Origin of the sequence: Pseudonocardia petroleophila (genome assembly GCF_014235185.1) — a bacterium.
GTDB classification, from domain to species: Bacteria; Actinomycetota; Actinomycetes; order Mycobacteriales; family Pseudonocardiaceae; genus Pseudonocardia; species Pseudonocardia petroleophila.
On sequence record NZ_CP060131.1, the window covers coordinates 4386335 to 4405830 of the forward strand.

The window sequence follows — 19496 nt, forward strand, 5'->3', positions numbered from 1 at the left end:
CGGGGACCGGGCTCACCGCCGCCGGTTCGCCGCCGCGGCCACGTCGCCGGCCATCAGCTTCTGCAGCAGCCCGGTGAGGGTGGCGGCCTCGTCGGCGGTGAGCGCGGAGGCCCAGGTCCGCTCGCGCTCGTGGTGCGCGGTGAAGGCCTCGGCGAGGGCCTGCTCCCCGTCCGGGGTGAGGGTCAGCTCGACGGCCCGACGGTCGTGCTCGGCCGTGCGCCGCGACACCAGCCCGTCGCGGACGAGGGTGTTGACCAGCGCCGACACCGCCGCCCGGCTCATCCCCGACAGCTGCGCCACCCGGGAGGCCTCCAGCGGCTCCCCGGTCGTCCACAGCACGAACAGCACCCGGAACCCCGGCCACGACCAGCCGCGCGGCCGGTGCACGGTCGACTCCAGGTCGTAGACCAGCGCGTTGGACGCCCGGTACAGGCTCAGCACGAGCCGCATCGCGCCCGCGTCGAGGCCGGGCAGGCGCTCCGCGGCGCGGTCGACGGCGACGTCGACGAAGGACCAGAAGTCGGGCTCGGTCACGACGGCCCCCCGGGGACGAGCTCCCGCAGGACCGCGAGCCCGTCGTGCACCTCGGTGAAGCTCGTCGACAGGGGGGCGAGGCCGAGCCGGATGCCGTCGGGCTCGCGGTAGTCGGGGATCACGCCGCGCTCCCACAGCGCGCCGAGGACGTCGCGGAACCCGGACCCGCGGATCGTCAGGTGCCCGCCGCGGCGGTCCGGGTCGCGCGGCGACACCAGCTCGACGCCGGGCAGCCAGGCGTCGACGAGGTCGAGCGCGTACGCGGTCAGCGCCCGGGACTTGGCCCGCACCGCCGTGATCCCGGCCTCCTCCAGCAGCTCCAGCCCGGCGAGCAGCGGCACGGCGGCGAGGATCGGCGGGGTGCCGGACACGAGGCTGCGCACCCCGGCGGCCGGGGTGTAGCCGGGACCCATCGCGAACGGGTCGTGGCCGCCCATCCACCCCTGGATCGGCTGGCGCAGCCGGTCGTGCAGGCCGTGCCGGACGTAGCCGAAGGCGGGGGAGCCCGGGCCCCCGTTGAGGTACTTGTAGGTGCACCCGACCGCGAGGTCGACGCCCCACGCGTCCAGCGCCAGCTCGACCGACCCGACGGAGTGGCTGAGGTCCCACAGGACCAGCGCGCCGGCGTCGTGGGCGATCGCGGTGATCGCGGCGGCGTCGGCGATCCAGCCCGACCGGTAGGCGACGTGGCTGAGCAGGACGAGCGCGGTGTCCGGGCCGACGGCGGCGGCGACCTGGTCGGCGGTGATCCCGGCGGCGGGATCGGTCTCGATCCAGCGCAGCCGCGCGCCGCGCTCGGCGGCGATGCCCTCGGCGACGTAGCGGTCGGTGGGGAAGTTGTCGGTGTCGAGGACGATCTCGCGGCGGCCGGGGTCGTGGTCGACGGCCGCCCTGACCAGCTTGTAGAGCAGCACGGTCGTGGAGTCGGCGAGGACGGTCTGCCCGGGTGCGGCTCCGAGTGCGGCGGCCGCGATGCGGTCGCCCACCTCCTCCGGCCAGCGCATCCAGCCCCCGCTCCCCGCCGGCTCCGTCCAGCCGCGGATCAGCCGGCCCGCCCACTCCTCGCGGACGAACGCGTCGAGCCGGTCGGCGACGCCGGCGACCGGGCGGCCGAGCGAGTTGCCGTCCAGGTAGGCGACGACGCCGGGAGCAGGCAGGAAGCGGTCGCGGAACGCGGCGAGCGGATCGGCGGCGTCGAGCTCCCGGGCCCGGTCCCGCATCAGCCGATCTCCGTCCGCACCGCGTACAGCTCGGGGAAGAACGTCAGGTCCAGGGCCCGGCGCAGGAACCCGACCCCGCTCGACCCGCCCGTCCCGCGCTTGAACCCGATCACCCGCTCGACGGTCTTGAGGTGCCGGAACCGCCACAGCTGCACGTTCTCCTCCAGGTCGACGAGCTCCTCGCACGCCTCGTAGGCCTCCCAGAACCGGGTCGAGTCCTCGTAGATCGTCCGGAACACCGGAACCAGGTCCGGGGTGAACACGTGCGCCCTCGTGACGTCGCGCTCCAGCAGCGCCGCCGGCACGTCGTGGCCGGCGCGGGCGAGCAGGCGCAGGAACTCGTCGTAGAGGCTGGGGCGGGCGAGCTGGTCGGCGAGCAGCGCGCGGGCGGCCGGGTCGTCGTCGAAGAAGCCGAGCATGGCGGCGTCCTTGTTGCCCAGCGCGAACTCCACGGCCCGGTACTGGAAGGACTGGAACCCCGACGAGGTGCCGAGGAAGCTGCGGAACTCGGAGTACTCCGACGGCGTCAGCGTGGCCAGCACCGACCACTGCTCGGTGAGCTGGCGCTGGATGTGCTTGACGCGGGCGAGCCCCTTCAGCGCGGGCCGCAGCGCGTCGGCGGCGAGCTGGTCGCACACGGTGCGCAGCTCGTGCAGGACGAGCTTGAGCCACAGCTCGGAGGTCTGGTGCTGCACGATGAACAGCAGTTCGTCGTGGTGCTCGGGGCGGCTCACCGGGTGCTGCGCCGACAGCAGCTCGGTCAGGTGCAGGTAGGCGCCGTAGGACAGGTTGCGGGTGAAGTCGCTGACCAGGCCGTCCTCGAGCGGTCGCGTGCCGGTCTCGTCCATCCGACCACTCTCGCAGGTCAGAAGTGGGTCCCGGCGTACGGCTCGCGCTCGGCGGTGCAGGCGGCGTCGAGCCGGCGCGCCACCGCGGGGTCGGCGGCGGAGACCCGGCCGGCGCGGGCGAGCGTGTGCACCCGCGTTCCGCCGAACGCGATCGCGCCGAGCGCGGGCACGTCCAGCGCGAGGTCGGCGGCGTCGTCGGTCGGGAGGCACTCGGCGCCGTCCGGGCCGCCGCGCAGCCGGAACCGGCCGGCCGCGTACCCGTCGGGGTCGCGCACCTCGAGCACCGCGTCGACGTCGACGGCGTAGCGGCGGGCGGCGAGCACGGCCGGGGTGTCCAGGACGCGCGCCCACACGTCGTCGCCGACCCGGGTGGTGCGCACCGCGCGGGCGTCGGTGAGCAGCCAGCGCAGCGGGTCGTCGTCGGCCACGGCCCCGGTGGCGACGGTGGTGACCAGGTCCATCGCGAGCAGCACCCGCCACAGCGCGATGCGGGCCTCGTCGGTGACGGCGAAGAAGTCCACGACCCGGCACACCCCGGAGTCGAGGCGGTAGCCCACGTAGCCGTCGGCGTGGAGCAGGTGGAACCGCGAGGTGCCGCCGCGGCGCTGGTGGGGGCGGTCGAGCAGGGCGAAGTCCCACCACGGCGACGGGCGCGACAGCGCGCCCGGCTGTCCCGCGCACCATCGGCGGTGGATGTCGGGGACCCGCTCGCGCACCTCCGCGGTCGAGGCGAAGCGCACGCCGCCGGGATCGGGGGCGTCGGCCCGGAGCACGGCGCGGGACCGGTCGATCTCCACGTTCCGGCCGGTGGTGGCCACGCCGTAGCCGAAGCGGCCGTAGATCCCGCCCTCGCTCGCGGTGAGCACCGCCAGCGGCGTGCCCGCGGCGGCGTAGCCGGCGTGCAGGTCGCCGAGCATCGCGCGCAGGATCCCGCGTCGGCGGTGGGTGGCCGCGACGGAGACCCAGGTGACGCCCTCCGCGGCGATCGGCGCCCCGCCGGGCGGGGTGATCGCGAAGGGGAAGGAACCGGCGACCCCGACGATCTCCCCCTCCGCGGCGTGGTCGCCACCGCCGCGGGTCGCGCCGCCGCGGGTCGCGCCGCCGCCGGTCGTGCCGCCGCCGGTCGTGCCACTGTCGCGGGCCAGCACGAACCGGTCCGGGTCCAGGATCAGACGCAGGTCGGTGAGGTCCTGGTCGGAGTAGTCGATCCCGAACGCGCGCCCGTCGACGGTGGCCATCGCGGGCAGGTCGTCGGCGGTGGCGCGGTGCAGGGACACGGTCACGCGAGCACCCCGTCGTAGAGGGTGCGCAGCCGCTGTGCCCAGCCGACGGCCTCGAACTCGGCCAGGTAGCGCCGGCGGGCGGCGGTGCCCAGGCGTTCCCGGCGGGCCGGGTCGGCCGCGAGCGCGACGATCGCGTCGGCGATGGGGCCCGGCTGCAGCGGCACCAGCACGCCGGTGTCGGCCGAGACGATCTCCGGGACGCCGCCGACGCGCGTCGCGACAGCCGGGACCCCGGCCGCCATCGCGCGCAGCAGGGCGGTGGGCAGCGCGCCCGACGCGCTGGTGTGCAGGACGAGGTCGGCGGAGCCGAGCAGGGTGGCGGCGTCCTGCCCGCGGTGGACGAACCGGACGCGGTCGCGCAGCGCGTCCGAGGCCGCCACCCGCGACTCCAGCCACGGCCGCAGCGGCCCGTCGCCGGCCAGCGCGACCGTCAGCGCGGTGGCGGCCGGGATCAGTTCGACGGCGTCGAGCAGCAGTTCGTGCCCGGCGTCGCGGCGCATCGGGGCGCTGGACAGGGCCAGCGTGCCGCGCTCGCCGACGTCGAGGATCGTGCGCACCCGGTCGCGCTCGGCGGCGTCGACGGGCCCGGGATCGACGACGCCGTCGGGGAGCACGACGATGTCGCCCGCCGGCCCGCCCAGCCCGCGGTACCACTCGCGCTGGGTGCGGGAGATCGCGACGGTGCGCGACATGAAGCGCTGCCGGGCGAGGATCCGGGCGGTGCGTCGCAGGCGGTCGACACGGTCGGCTGGCTCGTTCTCGATGTGGTGCAGCGTCGAGACGACCGGCACCCGCATCCGCAGCGCGGCCGCGGCACCGACGACCTCCGCCGGGGGCAGGTGGGTGTGGATCAGCTCCGCACCGCGCTCGCGCAGCGCCCGCACCATCCGGCCCGCCGCCCGCGGGTCGTAGGGGGCCAGCCCGAGCTCCGCGACCGGGACCCCGAGCCGCCGCAGCGCGCTCACCTGCGTGGTGTCCGACGTCGTCGACAGCGCGACGACCATCAGCTCCAGCCCGGCCTTCGGCGCCGCGGCTGCGAGGTCGACGAGGCCGGTCTCCGGCCCTCCGGGGTGCAGGGTGGGGACCAGGTGCGCGACCTTCACGGGCTCTCCGACTTCTCCGGCGGCGCCCCCGCGGGGGCGATGACGGCCGCCGACCCTACCGCCCGGATCACCCGTTCGTGCGACCCGTTTCCCGCGTCCGGGCCGGGCCGCTGCGGTGCGATCCGGACCGTGACGCCGTCCGGTGCGTTCCGCGGGACACCGGGTGGACCGGACCGGCGATCGCGGCACGCCGCCCGCGTGGATCGGCCCGCGGTGGATCGGCCCGTGGTGGGTCAGGCCGCGACGCTGCTGCGCTCGGCGTCGTCGATGCCGTCGTCGCCGGCCGGGGGGAGCAGGTGCGCGAGGATCGCGTGGCGGTCCAGCCGCTCGCCTCCCCAGGTGGGCGTCAGCCCGTCGGGCTCGATCCGCAGTTCCGCGCGGGTCTGCATCTCGATCAGGCGCTCGACGTCGCCCACGAGAGGCGCGCCGACGGCCGGGACCGGGGTGCCGTCGGGTCGCACGGACTCCCACCCCGTCGCCGACCGTCGGATGCCGTAGCCGCGTTCGTGGACCAGCGTGTGGTGGAAGCCGCAGAGGAGGACCAGGTTGTCGAGGTCGGTGCGGCCGGCCCGCAGCCAGTGCACGACGTGGTGGGCCTGCAGGTGCCGCTCCCGGGTGCATCCGGCGAACCGGCACCGCCCGGAGTCGCGCACGGTGAGCGCGGCGATCTGCGCGGGCGAGGCCAGGCGCCGGCGCCGGCCGAGGTAGAGCCGGTTGCGGCCGTCCTCCAGCAGCACCTGGGCGCGGGCGTCGCAGGCCAGGCGCTCGGCCGTGGCCGGGGCGATCTCGGGCCCGCCGACGATCGAGGCCGTGCCGTCGGCGACGTCGATGTGCACGACCACGTCGGCCCGGCCGCGCTGCACGGCCGTCCGCACGGCCGCCCGCCGGCCGTGCTGCTCGGCGGCCGGCCCCGGGCCGGTGTCGGCGCCCGAGTCGGCCGTCTCCGGACGCGTGCCGGAACCCGGATCCGTGGCCGCATCCAGGTCACCGGTCGTGGTCACCATCGCCACGAGGACATCGGCCCGGCGGGCGGCGAGCCGGTCGGTGGCCGAGCCGGGGTACTCCGCCTCCGAGCGCTTCCGCCAGTCCGGCGGGGCGGCGACGGGACGGCGGCTCGGGGCCGGGGCGGGGGCCGTGGCCGCGTCGATCGCCGAGATCAGCGCGGCCCCGTCGGCCGGGGTGAGGCGGGCGGCGACGACCAGTGACCCGTCGTCGGCCCACCTCCAGGTCAACGACCGCCGTGCGGACAGGCGGCCGGGGTCGGCCTGCAAGCGGCGGGTGGCGCGGACGACCGTCTCGACGTGGCTGGCCGTCCCGGCGAGAGCGAGATCGAGCAGGGTCCGCTCGGCGTCGACCGGGGCGTCATGGAGCCGCGGCGCCGGCGCGGGCCGGTCGGCGACCCCGCCGGCCGAGGTCGCGCCCGAGACGGCGGACCTCCCCTCGGCGGCCGCGTCCGCGACGGCCGCATCCCCGACGGCGGTGTCCGCAGTTTCCGTGTCACCGGTGGCCGTGTCTCCGGCGGCCGCGGCGCCGGACGGCCCGGTCGCGGAGTCGGAGGCCGGCGAGCCGGATGCGGGGTCGTCGGCCTCCACCGCGGCGAGATCCGCGGAGACGGTGGCGGGGGGCACGGTGACGCGGGTGATCGCCCGCACCTTGGAGTAGGAGATCCGGCCCTGGGCGAACGCCGCGGCGATCAGCGGCAACCGCCGCAGCGCGTGCGCCACCCGGACGTGCTCGTGCGCGGTGCGCAGGCTCATCCCGATCCGCCAGGTCAGCCAGTGCGCGCACGACCTGAGCCCGGGACCGGCCCAGCCGGCCCGGTCGTCGAACTCCGCGAGGAGCGTCAGGAAGCGGCTCTGGGCGGCGGCCAGGTGCCCCGCGAGGCCGAGCAGCTCGTCCTCGAGCTGCGGGAGGGTCAGGGGCGGGGTGGGGGCGGGCTGCGTCATGACGTCCTCCGGATCGGGTCTCGAACACCTGTTCGCGACCGTGGCACGGAGGTCCGACACCCTCGTCGCCCGAGGAGGTGCACCGCCGCAGTTGTCCACAGGCGATCACCGGCGGGTGACCCCGATCACCGGATGAGACAGGATGGGTCCGATCGGGGATCGGCCGGACGGAAGGGGCGCGCATGGGACTCGCGACGGAGGCCGGTCCGGTGCAACCGTCGGCCGGCGCGACCGAGGGATCCGGCGCGCCGACGATCCTGCTGGTGCAGGCGTCCACCGACGTCGAGCGCGGCCTGATCTCGAGGTGGGCGCAGGACAGCGGGCTCGACCCGGTGCAGGTCCTGCCCCTGCACGGTCCCGCGCTCAGCCGTCCGCTCGCCGAGGCCGACGGGGCCGCGGTGGTGACGGCGGCGCGCGTCGCCTGGCTGCCCCGCGAGCACAACGGGGTCCGGCGCGTCCGCTGGGCCGACCTCGTCTCGCTCACCGATCCCCGCCGCCCGCCCGCGCGGCAGCAGGCCCGGATCGCCCGGCGCGAACCCGACCGCGCGCCGGTCGTCGTCGCCGAGCCCGCCACCGTCGCGGAGCTGCGCGCCCGGCACCGCGACGGCGGCGACCTGGGCCGCTTCGTCGCGGGCCAGGCCACGCTCGCGCTGGAGCGGGCCGAGCGTGCGCTGGTGGGCGACCGCTACAAGGTGCCGAAGCAGATCGTCGAGATGATCGAGGACGACCCGTCGTTCCGCCGCGAGGTCACCGCGCTGGCCGAGAAGCTGGAGCTGCCCGAGGCCGAGGTGGCGGCGAAGGCGCGCACCGACCTGCAGGGCCTCGTCGCGTCGATGAGCCCGATGGCCGTCGACCTGCTGTCCGGCGCCCTGCGCCCGCTGCACGCCCGCGCCTGGGACGTCCAGGTCGACACCGCGGGCCTGGAGCGGCTGCGCGAGCTCAACCGCCGCGACGCGCTCGTGTTCCTGCCCAGCCACCGCTCCTACGCCGACCCGCTGCTGCTCGCCGACGTCCTCGCCGAGCACGACTTCCCGCGCAACCACGTGCTGGGCGGGGAGAACCTGCGGTTCTGGCCGGTCGGTCCGGTCGCGAAACGCGCCGGGGTCGTGTTCATCCGGCGCAGCTTCGGCGACGACGAGGTCTACAAGCTCGCCGTGCGCGAGTACTTCGGCTTCCTGCTCTCCAAGCGCTTCAACCTGGAGTGGTACATGGAGGGCGGCCGCTCGCGCACCGGCAAGCTGCGCCCGCCGAAGTTCGGGCTGCTGGCCAACGTCGCCGAGGCCGTCGAGCGCGACCGGGTCTCCGACGTCCACCTGGTGCCCGTCTCGATCACCTACGACCAGCTCCGCGAGGTGGCCGCGATGGCCGCGGAGCAGGCCGGGGCGGCGAAGAAGGGCGAGGGGGTCGCGTGGCTCGCCCGCTACGCCCGCGCGCAGCTGAGCCAGATCGGCACCGCCCAGGTCCGGTTCGCCGAACCGATCTCGCTGCGCGCCGCGCTGGACGCGACGCCGGACCGGCGCCTCGCGCTGCAGAAGGCCGCGTTCGAGGTGGCCGTCGGGATCAACCGCGTCACGCCCGTCATGGCGACGGCGCTGGTCACGCTCGCGCTGCTCGGCGTCCGCGACCGTGCGCTCACCCTCGGCCAGGTGCGCAGGGTGCTCGCCCCGGTCCGCGAGTACGTGCTCGACCGCGACCTGCCCCATAGCGGTGACGGCCACGGCGGCGACGCGCTCGACACCGACGCCGGGGTCCGCGGGGTCCTCGCCGCCCTGGCCGCGTCCCGGGTGGTCACGACGTACGCGGGCGGGGAGGAGCCGGTGTACGCGATCGAGCGCGGCCAGCACCTCGTCGCCGCGTTCTACCGCAACAGCGCGATCCACCACTTCGTCGACCGCGCGCTGGCCGAGCTGGTGCTGCTCAGCCCGCCCGACGAGCGGTGGGAGTCCGCGTTCGCGCTGCGCGACCAGCTGAAGTTCGAGTTCTTCTTCCCCGACCGCGACACCTACCGGGCCCGGCTCACCGCGGAGCTCGAGCGGCTCGACCCGGGATGGGAGACCGCGCAGGACGGGCGCGCGATCCTGGGCCGGGCGCCGTTCCTCATGGCGCACCGCGTGCTGCGGTCCTTCGTCGACGCCCAGCTCGTCGTGGCCGAGCGGCTCGCCGCGCGCGCTCCGCGGAACGCGATCGCGGAGAAGGAGTTCCTCGACGAGTGCACCGGCGTCGGGCAGCAGATGCTGCTGCAGGGCCGGCTGCACGGCCCGGAGTCGCTCTCTCGCGAGCTGTTCGCGAGCGCGCTGCGCCTGGCCGGCAACCTGGACCTGGTCGACCCGGGGCGTGAGGAGCTGGGTCTGCGCCGGGCCGACCTGGCGAGCAGACTGCGGGCCGTGCTGGGACAGGTGATCACGATCGACGAGCTGGACGCGGCGTCGCGACGGGAGGTCGTCGGTGTCGCACCCTGACGCGCGCTGGTCCGAGGCCGACCTGATCGCCGACGTCGAGTCGGGGCCGCAGGGCCCCGGGATCGGCGCCTTCTTCGACTTCGACGGCACCCTCATCGACGGGTTCTCCCTCGGCGCCTTCGCCCGCCACCACGTGCGGTCCGGCCACGTCGAGCCCGTCGACCTGGGTCGGATGCTGCTCATCGGCATGCGCGGGTTGACCACCGAGGACGACTTCGAGCGCTTCTTCGTCCTCGGGATGCGCGCCTGGGCCGGGCGCAGCGAGGACGAGCTGACCGAGCTGGGGGAGCGGCTGTGGCGCCAGGGCGTCGCCGGGTCGCTCTACCCGGAGGCGTGGCGGCTCGTCGCCGCGCACCGCCGCGCCGGGCACACCGTGGTGCTGGCCTCCTCGGCCACCCGCTTCCAGGTGGAGCCGGCGGCGCGGGCGATGGGCGTCGAGCACGTGCTGGTCACGCCCGTGGAGTTCGCCGACGGGCTGTGCACCGGGCACCCCGGCGGGCCGCCGCTGTGGCGGGCCGGTAAGGCCGCGGCCGTGCGGGAGTTCGCGCCCGCGCACGGTGTCGACCTGGAGCGCAGCTACGCCTACTCCAACGGCGACGAGGACGTGCCGTTCCTGGGCACCGTCGGCCGCCCGCGCGCGCTCAACCCCGGCGACGGGCTCGCCCGCGAGGCCGCCGAGCAGGGCTGGCCGGTCGCCCGGTTCCGGTCGCGCGGCCGCGGCGGGGCGCGGGAGATCGCGCGGGCGCTCGGGGCCGTCGGCGGCACGCTCGGCGGGTTCGGCGCGGGCCTCGCGCTGGGCGCGGTCAACCAGCTGCTCGGCCAGGGCAGCCGGCGCGACGCGGTCGACCTCGGGCTGAGCCTGGCCGGGGACCTGGGGACCGCGCTCGCCGGGGTCACCCTCGACGTGCGGGGGGCCGAGCACCTGGTGTCCCACCGGCCCGCGGTGTTCCTGTTCAACCACCAGAGCCAGCTCGACGTCATCGTGCTCGCCAAGCTGCTGCGCGGCGGGTTCACCGGGGTCGCGAAGAAGGAGGCCGCGAGCATCCCCGGGTTCGGCGCGGCGTTCCGGCTGGCCGACGTCGCGTTCGTCGACCGGAGCGACACCACCGCCGCGAAGGCCGCTCTCGCCCCCGCGGTCCAGCGGCTGCGCGAGGGCATCTCGCTGGTCATCGCCCCCGAGGGCACCCGCAGCGTCACCCCGGCGCTCGGACCGTTCAAGAAGGGCGCGTTCCACGTCGCGATGCAGGCCGGGGTGCCGGTCGTGCCCGTGGTGATCCACAACGCCGGGGAGCTCATGTGGCGCGGGGCGTCGACGATCCGGGAGGGCACGGTGCAGGTCACCGTGCTGCCGCCGGTCGACACCTCCGACTGGCGCGCCGACGAGCTCGACGCGCGGGTCGCCGAGGTGCGCGCCGGCTACCTCGACGTGCTCGACCAGCGCGAGGTCGGGGCGCCGCGGGGGACGGTCGAGGTGACCACCGGGCCGCGCGGGCCGGTGGCCGAGCCGCTGGCCTGGGAGACCGCCGCGGAGATGGACGCCGACGCCGCCGCCGTGTGGCGCAGCGGGTCGGCCCGCTCCACGCTGACCCTGCTGGAGCTGCTCGATCCCGCCCCCGACCCGGACCGGCTCGCGGCCGCGCACGAGTGGGCGTCGCGGATGGTGCCGCGGATGCGCCAGGTCGTCGCCGAGCCCGCACTGGGGGCCGGGCCGCCGGTCTGGGCCGGCGTCGAGGAGATCGACCTCGACCACCACGTCACCCGGATCGCGCTGCCCGCCCCCGGGACGCACCGCCAGCTCCTCGACGCCGTGGCCGAGTTCGCCGCGGCCCCGCTGGACCGGACCCGCCCGCTGTGGGCGGCCCTGCTCGTCGAGGGGCTGGAGGGCGGAGCGGCCGGGTACGCGGTGAAGATCCACCACAGCGTCACCGACGGCGTCGGGGCCGTCCGGCTGATGGGGATGCTGCACAGCCGTTCCGCGGAACACGATCCGCACCGCCCCGAGCCGCCGGTGCCGCCCGTCCGCACCGCGCCGTCGGCGGCCGGGGCACTGGCCCGGTTGGGGGCCGACGTGCTGACCCACCCCGTCGACACCGTCGGCGGGCTCGTCCGCTCCGCCGCCCGCGTGCTCGCCCCGCCCGCCGACGCCCCCGAGCGCCGCGCCCCCCTGCTGGCCGGGCGGGGCGGGGTGCGCCGGGCCGAGGTGCTGGAGGTGCCGCTCGCGGACCTGCGGGCCGGGGCGGCAGCGGCCGGCGGGTCACCGACCGACGGGTTCCTCGCCGCCGTCCTCGGCGCGCTGCGCGGCTACCACCGGCACTTCGGGGTCGACGTCGACGACACCACCGTCGCCCTCGGGCTGCCCGTCGGGCTCGGCGCGCAGGACGGGGCGGGCGGCCGGCTCGCCGGGGCGGTGGTGCGCGCGCCGCTGACCGTCGCCGACGCGGGCGACCGCGTCCGCACGGTGCGGGAGCTGCTGCTGTCGACCGGACCGTCCGACACGTCCGGCTCCGGGGCCGACGTGCAGGTGGCGTCGGTGCCCGGGATCGGGCACCCGGTGTGGTTCGCCGGGTCGCGGGTCAGCCGGCTCTACCCGCTCGGTCCGCTGGCCGGGTGCGCCGCGACCGTCACGATGGTGGCCCACGACGGCACCGCGTGCGTCGGGATCGTGCTCGACGACGCGGCCGTCACGGAGCCGGACCTGTTCCTCGACGGCGTCCGGGCCGGGCTGGCCGAGGTGGTCGCGCTGGGCCGGTGACCGCGCCGGTCCGGTGGGCGTGCCGGTCCGGTCAGACGTCCTGCTCGACGGCCCTGTTCCACTCCGCCTTGCTCGACTGCCAGCCGTCCTCGGTGAACGTGCGCCGCCAGTAGCCCGAGATCGACAGGGCGTCGCGCGGCACGCCGCGCTCGGCGAGGAGGTGCTTGCGCAGCGCGCGGGTGGCGACGGCCTCGCCGTGCACGAACCCGCACACCCGCCCGGGCGGGAACTCCAGCTTCTCGACGGCCCGCAGCAGCAGGTCGGGGGCGGTGGGGTCGGCCTCCCGGTGGAGCCAGGTGACGTGCAGGTCGCCGGGGGAGGACAGCGGGAGCTCGTCGGCCGGGCCGTCGGCCTCGAGGAAGACGTGCACCGGCCTGTTCCGCGGAACGCGGGCGAGCGAGGCGGCGATCGCGGGCAGCGCGCTCTCGTCGCCGGCCATCAGGTACCAGTCGGCGTCGGGGTCGGGCGCGAAGGCGCCGCCCGGACCGCGCAGGGCGACCAGGTCACCGGGCTGCGCCGACCGCGCCCACGGCCCCGCGACGCCCGTGTCGCCGTGCACGACGAAGTCGATCGTCAGTCGCCCGTCGGCCCAGGAGCGCACGGTGTAGGTGCGCTGGACCGGCCACTGGTCGCGCGGCAGCGTCGCGCGCACCTCGGCGGCGTCGAACGGCACCGCGTAGGGCGCGCCCGGCGGGGGGAAGGCGAGCTTGACGTAGTGGTCGGTGAACTCGCCCGCGGAGAACCCCGTGAGCCCGTCACCCCCGAGCACGACGCGCACCAGGTGCGGGGTCAGCTGCTCGACCTGCTCCACTCGTCCGTACACGCGGATCTCCTACTCGCCGGAAGTAAGGACAACCTTACTCGTATGCGCGAGGGGACGTCAGTCGATCTCCGCGTAGCGCTGGACGCGCTCGGCGTCGTCGACGCGCGGGCAGGTCGAGCAGGGCCGGCCGTCCTCGGAGACCTTGAAGTAGTAGCAGCAGCCGACGCGGCGCCGGGCGACGTGCGCGCGGTCGCGGGCGTCGACGAGGCGGTGGAGCGACGAGGCGTCCGCGAACTGCGCCGTCGCTCCCGGGAGCACGACCGCGCCCTCGCCGACGACGCCCGGATCGTCGGGGTCGCCGCCGTACCAGACGCCGGTGTCGAGGGCGTCGTAGAACGAGCCGAGCAGCCCGCGCCGGGGGAGGCGGGCGCCGCCGCGGTAGCCCGCGAGGAAGTCGTCGGCGTGCGCGCGGACCTGCCGGCGCAGCTCCGCGGCCAGCGCCGCCTCGTCGTCGACGACGGTGGCGGCCGGGTGGTCGGCGTCGGGGTCGTCGGGCAGGCACCAGAAGCGGGGGTCGAGCAGGGCGATGCCGTCGGGGTGGTGCTCCGCGGGGTGGCGGGAGAACGCGAGCGAGGAGCGGTCGAGGCGGGGCACGCGCCGGGCCAGGCGGAACGCCGCACCGCCGACGCCGCCGGGGATCGCGGCGTAGCCGTCGAGGCAGAACCCGCTGGTCGTCATGGGGTGCGTGCGGCCGTAGGTGCGGGCGATGGCGCCCGACATCCGCGATTCCCAGTCGGCGAGGTAGGACGCGTCGACGTCGGCGCAGAGCGTCCAGGTCGACGCGTCCGCCGGCAGCCCGACGCGCAGGCTCAGCCACCCGATCGCCGTGTCGAGCCGGGCGACGGTCGCCCGCAGGGGATCCGTGGTGAGCGTCCGCGTCATGTTGGTGAGGCTATCCTCGGCACCCGCCGGTGTCGATGGGACCGCCCTGACGGCGGGAGGGATGATGGGCCCGTGCTGCCCCTCGATGGAATCCTGGTCGTCTCCTGCGAGCAGGCGGTCGCCGCGCCGTTCGCCACCCGCCAGCTCGCCGAGCTGGGCGCCCGCGTCATCAAGATCGAACGGCCGGGGGAGGGCGACTTCGCCCGCGCCTACGACACCGCGGTGCACGGCCAGTCAAGCCACTTCGTGTGGCTGAACCGGTCGAAGGAGTCGATGGCGGTCGACCTCAAGGCCGACGCCGCGACCGTGCACCGGCTGCTGGAGCGCGCCGACGTGTTCGTGCAGAACTTCGCCCCCGGCGCCGCCGAGCGGCTCGGGCTGGGTGCCGCGGACCTGCGCGCCCGGTACCCGCGGCTGATCACCTGCTCGATCTCCGGGTACGGCCCCGACGGCCCCTACCGCGACGCGAAGGCCTACGACCTGCTGATCCAATCCGAGGCCGGGCTCGTCTCGGTCACCGGCAGCGCGGAGGAGCCGGCGAAGGCGGGCATCCCGGCCGCCGACATCGGGGCGGGCATGTACGCGTTCTCCGGCGTCCTTGCCGCGCTCTACGACCGCGAGCGCACGGGCGCGGGCACGCACGTGGAGATCAGCCTGTTCGACGCGCTCGTGGAGTGGATGGGGTTCCCGCTGCAGTACACCGCGGGCACCGGGGCGCCGCCGCCGCGCACCGGCACCAGCCACGCCGCGATCGCCCCGTACGGCACGTTCCGGGCCGGGGACGGCGTCGAGGTCGTCCTCGGGATCCAGAACGAGCGCGAGTGGACGGCGTTCTGCTCGGGCGTGCTGGGGCGCCCCGACCTCGCGGTCGACCCGCGCTTCGACACCGGGGCGGGCCGCGTCGAGCACCGCCCCGCCCTGCACGCCGAGATCGACGCGGTGCTCGACGGGCTGACCGGGTCGCAGCTCGTCGACCGGCTCGCGGACGCCCGCATCGCCCACGGCCGCCGCCGCGAGGTCGCCGAGGTGCTCGACCACCCGCAGCTCGCCGCCCGCGACCGCTGGGTGACCGTCGACTCCCCGGGCGGGCCGGTGCGCACCGTGCTCCCGCCGATCACGCTGCCCGGGCGCCCGCCGCGGCTGGACCCGATCCCCGGCGTCGGCGAGCACACCGACGCGATCCTGGCCTGGCTGGACGAGCCGGCCTGACGGGCCGGTCCGACGGGCCGGGGTGGTGCTGGCACGACCCCGGCCGACCTGGAGGCACCGTGTCCGGGAGGGCGCCCGGGGACGAGTGTTTATCTGCGTACAGCACCGAGACCCCAGGAGAGCCACCGTGTACGAGCCGACCACCGTCGTCCCGAACTTCGCCGGACCCCAGCAGATCCCCGCGCAGCGCCACCCCGAGTTCGCGCCCGGCACCCCGCCCTTCGGCTCCCCGCCGTTCGGGAACGGGGGGTACCCGCCCCCGCAGTGGACCCCGCCCGCGCCCCCGCCGCGGCGCCGGCGCACCGGCCTCGTCGTCGCCGTCGTGCTGGGTGCGCTCGTGCTGCTGGGCGCGATCGGCGCCGCCGCGGTGTTCCTGCTCGCCCCGCAGCGCCTCGACGTCGACGACGTCCGCGGCGAGATCGTCCGCGTCACGCAGGAGGAGGTCGGGATCGTGCCGGTCGACGTGGTGTGCCCGGAGACGATCGACGTCGTCGTGGGCGCCAGCACCACCTGCACCGCGACGCTGGACGGGCAGCCGCTGAGCTACACCGTCCGCCAGAACGACGACCAGGGCAACCTGACGATCTTCCACGACCGCACCCTGCTCGTCGCCGAGCTGGAGTCGGCCGCGTCCGCGCTGCTGAGCACCGACGTCGGCGAGGAGGTCGTCGTCGCCTGCACGCCCGAGGAGCAGACCGTCCTGGTCAACGCCGTGGGCGCGCCGATCTCGTGCGGGGCCGCGAACGTCGCCGACCCGTCGCTCACCGCGCAGGTGACCCTCACCGTCGACGAGGCGGGCACCATCGCCTACGAGATCCTCTGACGCGGTGACCGGGGGCACTCCCGGCCGCTGCGTCCAGCGGCCGGGCCCCCGCGATGGTGGGATGGTTCGTGCACATCTGGCCCGGTAAGCCCTATCCCCTCGGTGCCACCTACGACGGTGGCGGCACCAACTTCGCGATCTTCTCGGAGGTCGCCCACCACATCGAGCTGTGCCTCGTCGACGACGCCGGGGTCGAGACGCGGCTCCCCCTCCCTGAGCGCGACGGGCTCGTGTGGCACGGCTACCTCCCGCGCTGCGGGCCCGGCCAGCGCTACGGGTACCGCGTGCACGGCCCGCACGACCCCGCGGCCGGCCTGCGCTGCAACCCCTCCAAGCTGCTGCTCGACCCCTACGCGAAGGCCGTCGACGGGGAGAACACCTGGGACGAGGCGCTGTTCGGCTACCACTTCGGTGACCCGGACTCCTACAACGACGCCGACTCCGCCCCCTACGCCGCCACCTCGGTCGTCGTGAACCCCTACTTCGACTGGGCCGACGACCGCCCGCTGAAGATCCCGTACCACGAGACCGTCATCTACGAGGCGCACGTCAAGGGGATGACGATGCGCCACCCGGACGTCCCCGACGACGTCCGCGGCACCTACGCGGGCCTCGCGCACCCGGCGATGATCCGGCACCTGCAGTCGCTCGGGGTGACGGCGCTGGAGCTCATGCCGGTGCACCAGTTCGTCCACGACTCCACGCTCGACGACAAGGGCCTGCGCAACTACTGGGGCTACAACACGATCGGCTTCTTCGCCCCGCACAACGGCTACGCCTGCTTCGGCACCCGCGGCGAGCAGGTGCAGGAGTTCAAGACGATGGTGCGCTCGCTGCACCGCGCGGGCATCGAGGTGATCCTCGACGTCGTCTACAACCACACCGCGGAGGGCAACCACCTCGGCCCGACGCTGTCCTTCCGCGGCGTCGACAACCAGGCGTACTACCGGCTCGTCGACGGCGACGAGAAGTACTACTTCGACACCACCGGCACCGGCAACAGCCTCAACGTCCGCCACCACGAGTCGCTGCGGCTGATCATGGACTCGCTGCGCTACTGGGTCACCGAGATGCACGTCGACGGGTTCCGGTTCGACCTCGCGTCGTCGCTGGCGCGGGAGTTCCACCAGGTCGACCGGCTCTCGGCGTTCTTCGACCTCGTCAACCAGGACCCGGTCGTCAGCCAGGTCAAGCTGATCGCCGAGCCGTGGGACGTCGGCGACGGCGGCTACCAGGTGGGCGGGTTCCCCCCGCTGTGGACGGAGTGGAACGGCAAGTACCGCGACACCGTCCGCGACTTCTGGCGCGGCGAGCCAGCGAGCATCGGCGAGTTCGCCGCCCGCTTCACCGGCAGCTCCGACCTCTACGAGGCCGACAGCCGCCGCCCCATCGCCTCGATCAACTTCGTCACCGCGCACGACGGGTTCACCCTCAACGACCTGGTCTCCTACAACGAGAAGCACAACGAGGCCAACGGCGAGGACAACAACGACGGCGAGAGCCACAACCGCTCGTGGAACTGCGGGGAGGAGGGGCCGAGCGAGTCGGCCGAGGTCAACGTGCTGCGCGAGCGGCAGAAGCGCAACTTCCTCGCGACCCTGCTGCTCAGCCAGGGCGTCCCGATGATCTCCCACGGCGACGAGCTGTCCCGCACCCAGCACGGCAACAACAACGTCTACTGCCAGGACACCGAGATCGCCTGGGTCGACTGGGAGGACGCGCGCGAGCACGAGGTGCTCACCGAGTTCGCCGCGGGCGTGGCGAAGCTCCGCCAGGCGCACCCGGTGTTCCGGCGCAGGCGGTTCTTCCAGGGGCGCGCGATCACCGGGTCCAGCATCGAGGACATCGCCTGGCTGCGGCCCGACGGGCAGCAGATGTCGGACGAGGACTGGAACTCCGGCACCCGCAGCATCGGGGTGTACCTCAACGGCAAGGGCATCCCCGAGCGCGACGACCTCGGCGAGCAGATCGTCGACGACTCGTTCCTGCTGCTGATCAACGCCCACCACCAGCAGGTGTCGTTCACGCTGCCCGACGAGTCCTACGGGCGGGCGTGGCAGGTCGTCGTCGACACCGCGGACCCGCTGCTGGCCAACGCCCGGCGCCGCCACCCGTCGCCGGGGGGCCGGGTGCGGATCCCGGCACGGGCGATGCAGGTCCTGCAGTGCCGCTACTAGTCACCAGTCGGTGGGCGCGTAGTCCTTGAGGAAGCACCCGTGCACGTCCTCGCCCGCCTCGCCGCGGACGATCGGGTCGTAGACGCGGGCGGCACCGTCGACCAGGTCGAGGGGGGCGTGGAAGCCCTCCTCGGCCAGGCGCAGCTTCGTGGGGTGCGGGCGCTCGTCGGTGATCCAGCCGGTGTCGACGGCGGTCATCAGGATCCCGTCGGACTCCAGCATCTCCCCGGAGCTGGTGCGGGTGAGCATGTTCAGCGCGGCCTTGGCCATGTTCGTGTGCGGGTGGCCGGGACCCTTGTACGCGCGGCTGAACTGACCCTCCATCGCGCTGACGTTCACGACGTACTTGCGGCGGGCGGACGCGGCGGCCATCGCCGGGCGCAGGCGGCCGATCAGGATGAACGGCGCCGTCTGGTTGCACAGCTGCACCTCGAGCAGCTCCAGGGGGTCGATCTCGTCGACGTGCTGGGTCCAGCTGTTCACCGGGGCGGTGTCGGGGAGCAGGCCGCCCGCGTCGATCGCGGTGCCGGCGGCGATCCGCTCCGGTGACGCGCTGCGGGCCGCGAGCGCCAGCTCGGCGACGGCGCCGTCGAGGATCGGGTGCGGGCTCTGGTGCTGCAGGCTCCCCGCGAGGGCGGCCGGGTGGGCGTCGCTCACGTGGTCGAACGTGATCACCTCGACCGGCGTCTCCGGCAGCGCGGCGCGCTCGGCCTCGACCAGCGCCGAGTAGGAGCCGGGGGAGCGGCGGACGGTCTGGGCGGCGTTGTTGACCAGGATGTCGAGCGGGCCCTGGGCGGCGACGGTGTCGGCGAGCGCGACCACCTGCGCCGGGTCGCGCAGGTCGACCCCGACGACGCGGAGCCGGTGCAGCCAGTCGGCGCTGTCGTCCATCGCGGAGAAGCGGCGCACGGCGTCGTGCGGGAAGCGGGTGGTGATCGTGGTGTGCGCGCCGTCCCGGAGCAGCCGCAGCGCGATGTACATCCCGATCTTCGCGCGGCCGCCGGTGAGAAGGGCGCGGCGACCGGTGAGGTCGGTGCGGGCGTCGCGGCGGCTGCGGTTCAGCGCCGCGCACGGCGGGCAGAGCTGGTGGTAGAAGGCGTCGACGACGTGGTAGCGCCGCTTGCACGTGTAGCAGGCCCGCGACCGCAGCAGCGTGCCCGCGCTCGCGCCGACCGCGCTGGACACCAGCGGCAGCCCGGCGGTCTCGTCGTCGATCCGGCCGGGGGCGCCGGTGGCGGTGGCCGCGGTGACGGCGTCGTCCGCTGCGGCGACGGCGTCGCGCTTCGCGTGCCGGCGGGCGATCTTGACGGACTTCCAGATCCCCGCCGTGGCCCGCCGGATCGCGACGGCGTCGGGGTGCTCGGGCTCGAGGTCGGTGACCTGGTCGAGCACCCGCAGGCAGGTCTCCAGGTCGGCGGGGTCGATGGACACGCCGTA

The 19496-nt window shown here is 75.2% G+C and carries 14 protein-coding genes; 5 read left to right on the plus strand and 9 right to left on the minus strand.

All coding sequences use genetic code 11. The features are described from left to right. Positions 1-12: 12 nt before the first annotated feature. From H6H00_RS21700 to H6H00_RS21725, 6 genes are all read right to left on the minus strand, one after another. Positions 13-534: a MarR family winged helix-turn-helix transcriptional regulator gene (locus tag H6H00_RS21700; protein ID WP_255425303.1), complete on the minus strand. Its 522-nt coding sequence runs from the start codon at positions 532-534 to the stop codon at positions 13-15. Beyond that, positions 531-1754: a kynureninase gene (locus H6H00_RS21705; protein ID WP_185717567.1), complete on the minus strand. Its 1224-nt coding sequence runs from the start codon at positions 1752-1754 to the stop codon at positions 531-533. The genes H6H00_RS21700 and H6H00_RS21705 overlap by 4 nt, the downstream gene beginning before the upstream one ends. Beyond that, positions 1754-2602, minus strand: a complete 849-nt coding sequence (locus tag H6H00_RS21710) for a tryptophan 2,3-dioxygenase (RefSeq protein ID WP_185717568.1) — start codon at positions 2600-2602, stop codon at positions 1754-1756. Before H6H00_RS21710 ends, H6H00_RS21705 begins: the two co-directional genes overlap by 1 nt. A 17-nt stretch (positions 2603-2619) precedes the next feature. Beyond that, positions 2620-3885 (minus strand): GNAT family N-acetyltransferase, encoded by a 1266-nt coding sequence (locus tag H6H00_RS21715; protein ID WP_185717569.1) that lies wholly within the window; start codon positions 3883-3885, stop codon positions 2620-2622. Beyond that, complete coding sequence (locus H6H00_RS21720) at positions 3882-4988, minus strand: glycosyltransferase (protein WP_185717570.1); 1107 nt, start codon at positions 4986-4988, stop codon at positions 3882-3884. Before H6H00_RS21720 ends, H6H00_RS21715 begins: the two co-directional genes overlap by 4 nt. Positions 4989-5221: 233 nt before the next feature. Further along, on the minus strand, positions 5222-6934 hold the full coding sequence (locus H6H00_RS21725; RefSeq protein WP_185717571.1) for a DUF222 domain-containing protein: 1713 nt from the start codon (positions 6932-6934) through the stop codon (positions 5222-5224). 182 nt (positions 6935-7116) lie between these two features. On the opposite strand from H6H00_RS21725, the gene H6H00_RS21730 reads away from it, so the two are divergent. Then, on the plus strand, positions 7117-9393 hold the full coding sequence (locus H6H00_RS21730) for a glycerol-3-phosphate 1-O-acyltransferase (protein WP_185717572.1): 2277 nt from the start codon (positions 7117-7119) through the stop codon (positions 9391-9393). Beyond that, positions 9380-12145, plus strand: a complete 2766-nt coding sequence (locus tag H6H00_RS21735; RefSeq protein ID WP_185717573.1) for an HAD-IB family hydrolase — start codon at positions 9380-9382, stop codon at positions 12143-12145. Before H6H00_RS21730 ends, H6H00_RS21735 begins: the two co-directional genes overlap by 14 nt. A 31-nt stretch (positions 12146-12176) precedes the next feature. On the opposite strand, the gene H6H00_RS21740 is transcribed toward H6H00_RS21735, so the two are convergent. Then, complete coding sequence (locus H6H00_RS21740) at positions 12177-12968, minus strand: siderophore-interacting protein (RefSeq protein WP_221775620.1); 792 nt, start codon at positions 12966-12968, stop codon at positions 12177-12179. Between the two features lie 57 nt (positions 12969-13025). After that, positions 13026-13850, minus strand: a complete 825-nt coding sequence (locus H6H00_RS32420; protein ID WP_185717574.1) for a hypothetical protein — start codon at positions 13848-13850, stop codon at positions 13026-13028. 72 nt (positions 13851-13922) lie between these two features. On the opposite strand from H6H00_RS32420, the gene H6H00_RS32425 reads away from it, so the two are divergent. The 3 genes from H6H00_RS32425 to glgX all read left to right on the plus strand — a co-directional run bounded on the left by H6H00_RS32425 (position 13923) and on the right by glgX (position 18059). After that, the gene (locus H6H00_RS32425; RefSeq protein WP_185717575.1) at positions 13923-15059 is read left to right on the plus strand and encodes a CaiB/BaiF CoA transferase family protein; all 1137 of its coding nucleotides are present in this window, start codon (positions 13923-13925) and stop codon (positions 15057-15059) included. Between the two features lie 127 nt (positions 15060-15186). Further along, positions 15187-15882: a DUF4333 domain-containing protein gene (locus tag H6H00_RS21755; RefSeq protein WP_185717576.1), complete on the plus strand. Its 696-nt coding sequence runs from the start codon at positions 15187-15189 to the stop codon at positions 15880-15882. A gap of 68 nt (positions 15883-15950) precedes the next feature. Further along, entirely contained in the window at positions 15951-18059 is a 2109-nt protein-coding gene (gene glgX / locus H6H00_RS21760) for a glycogen debranching protein GlgX (protein ID WP_185717577.1), read from the plus strand. Here glgX and H6H00_RS21765 read toward each other — a convergent pair whose 3' ends face one another. Further along, positions 18060-19490: an SDR family NAD(P)-dependent oxidoreductase gene (locus H6H00_RS21765; RefSeq protein WP_221775622.1), complete on the minus strand. Its 1431-nt coding sequence runs from the start codon at positions 19488-19490 to the stop codon at positions 18060-18062. Positions 19491-19496: the final 6 nt, after the last annotated feature.

What these genes read in the sequence shown, in the direction of transcription:
- H6H00_RS21705 (WP_185717567.1), bottom strand. Translation starts at nt 1,754, where the DNA reads ATGCGGGACCGGGCCCGGGAGCTCGACGCCGCCGATCCGCTCGCCGCG.
- H6H00_RS21710 (WP_185717568.1), bottom strand. Translation starts at nt 2,602, where the DNA reads ATGGACGAGACCGGCACGCGACCGCTCGAGGACGGCCTGGTCAGCGAC.
- H6H00_RS21725 (WP_185717571.1), bottom strand. Translation starts at nt 6,934, where the DNA reads ATGACGCAGCCCGCCCCCACCCCGCCCCTGACCCTCCCGCAGCTCGAG.
- H6H00_RS21730 (WP_185717572.1), top strand. Translation starts at nt 7,117, where the DNA reads ATGGGACTCGCGACGGAGGCCGGTCCGGTGCAACCGTCGGCCGGCGCG.
- H6H00_RS32420 (WP_185717574.1), bottom strand. Translation starts at nt 13,850, where the DNA reads ATGACGCGGACGCTCACCACGGATCCCCTGCGGGCGACCGTCGCCCGG.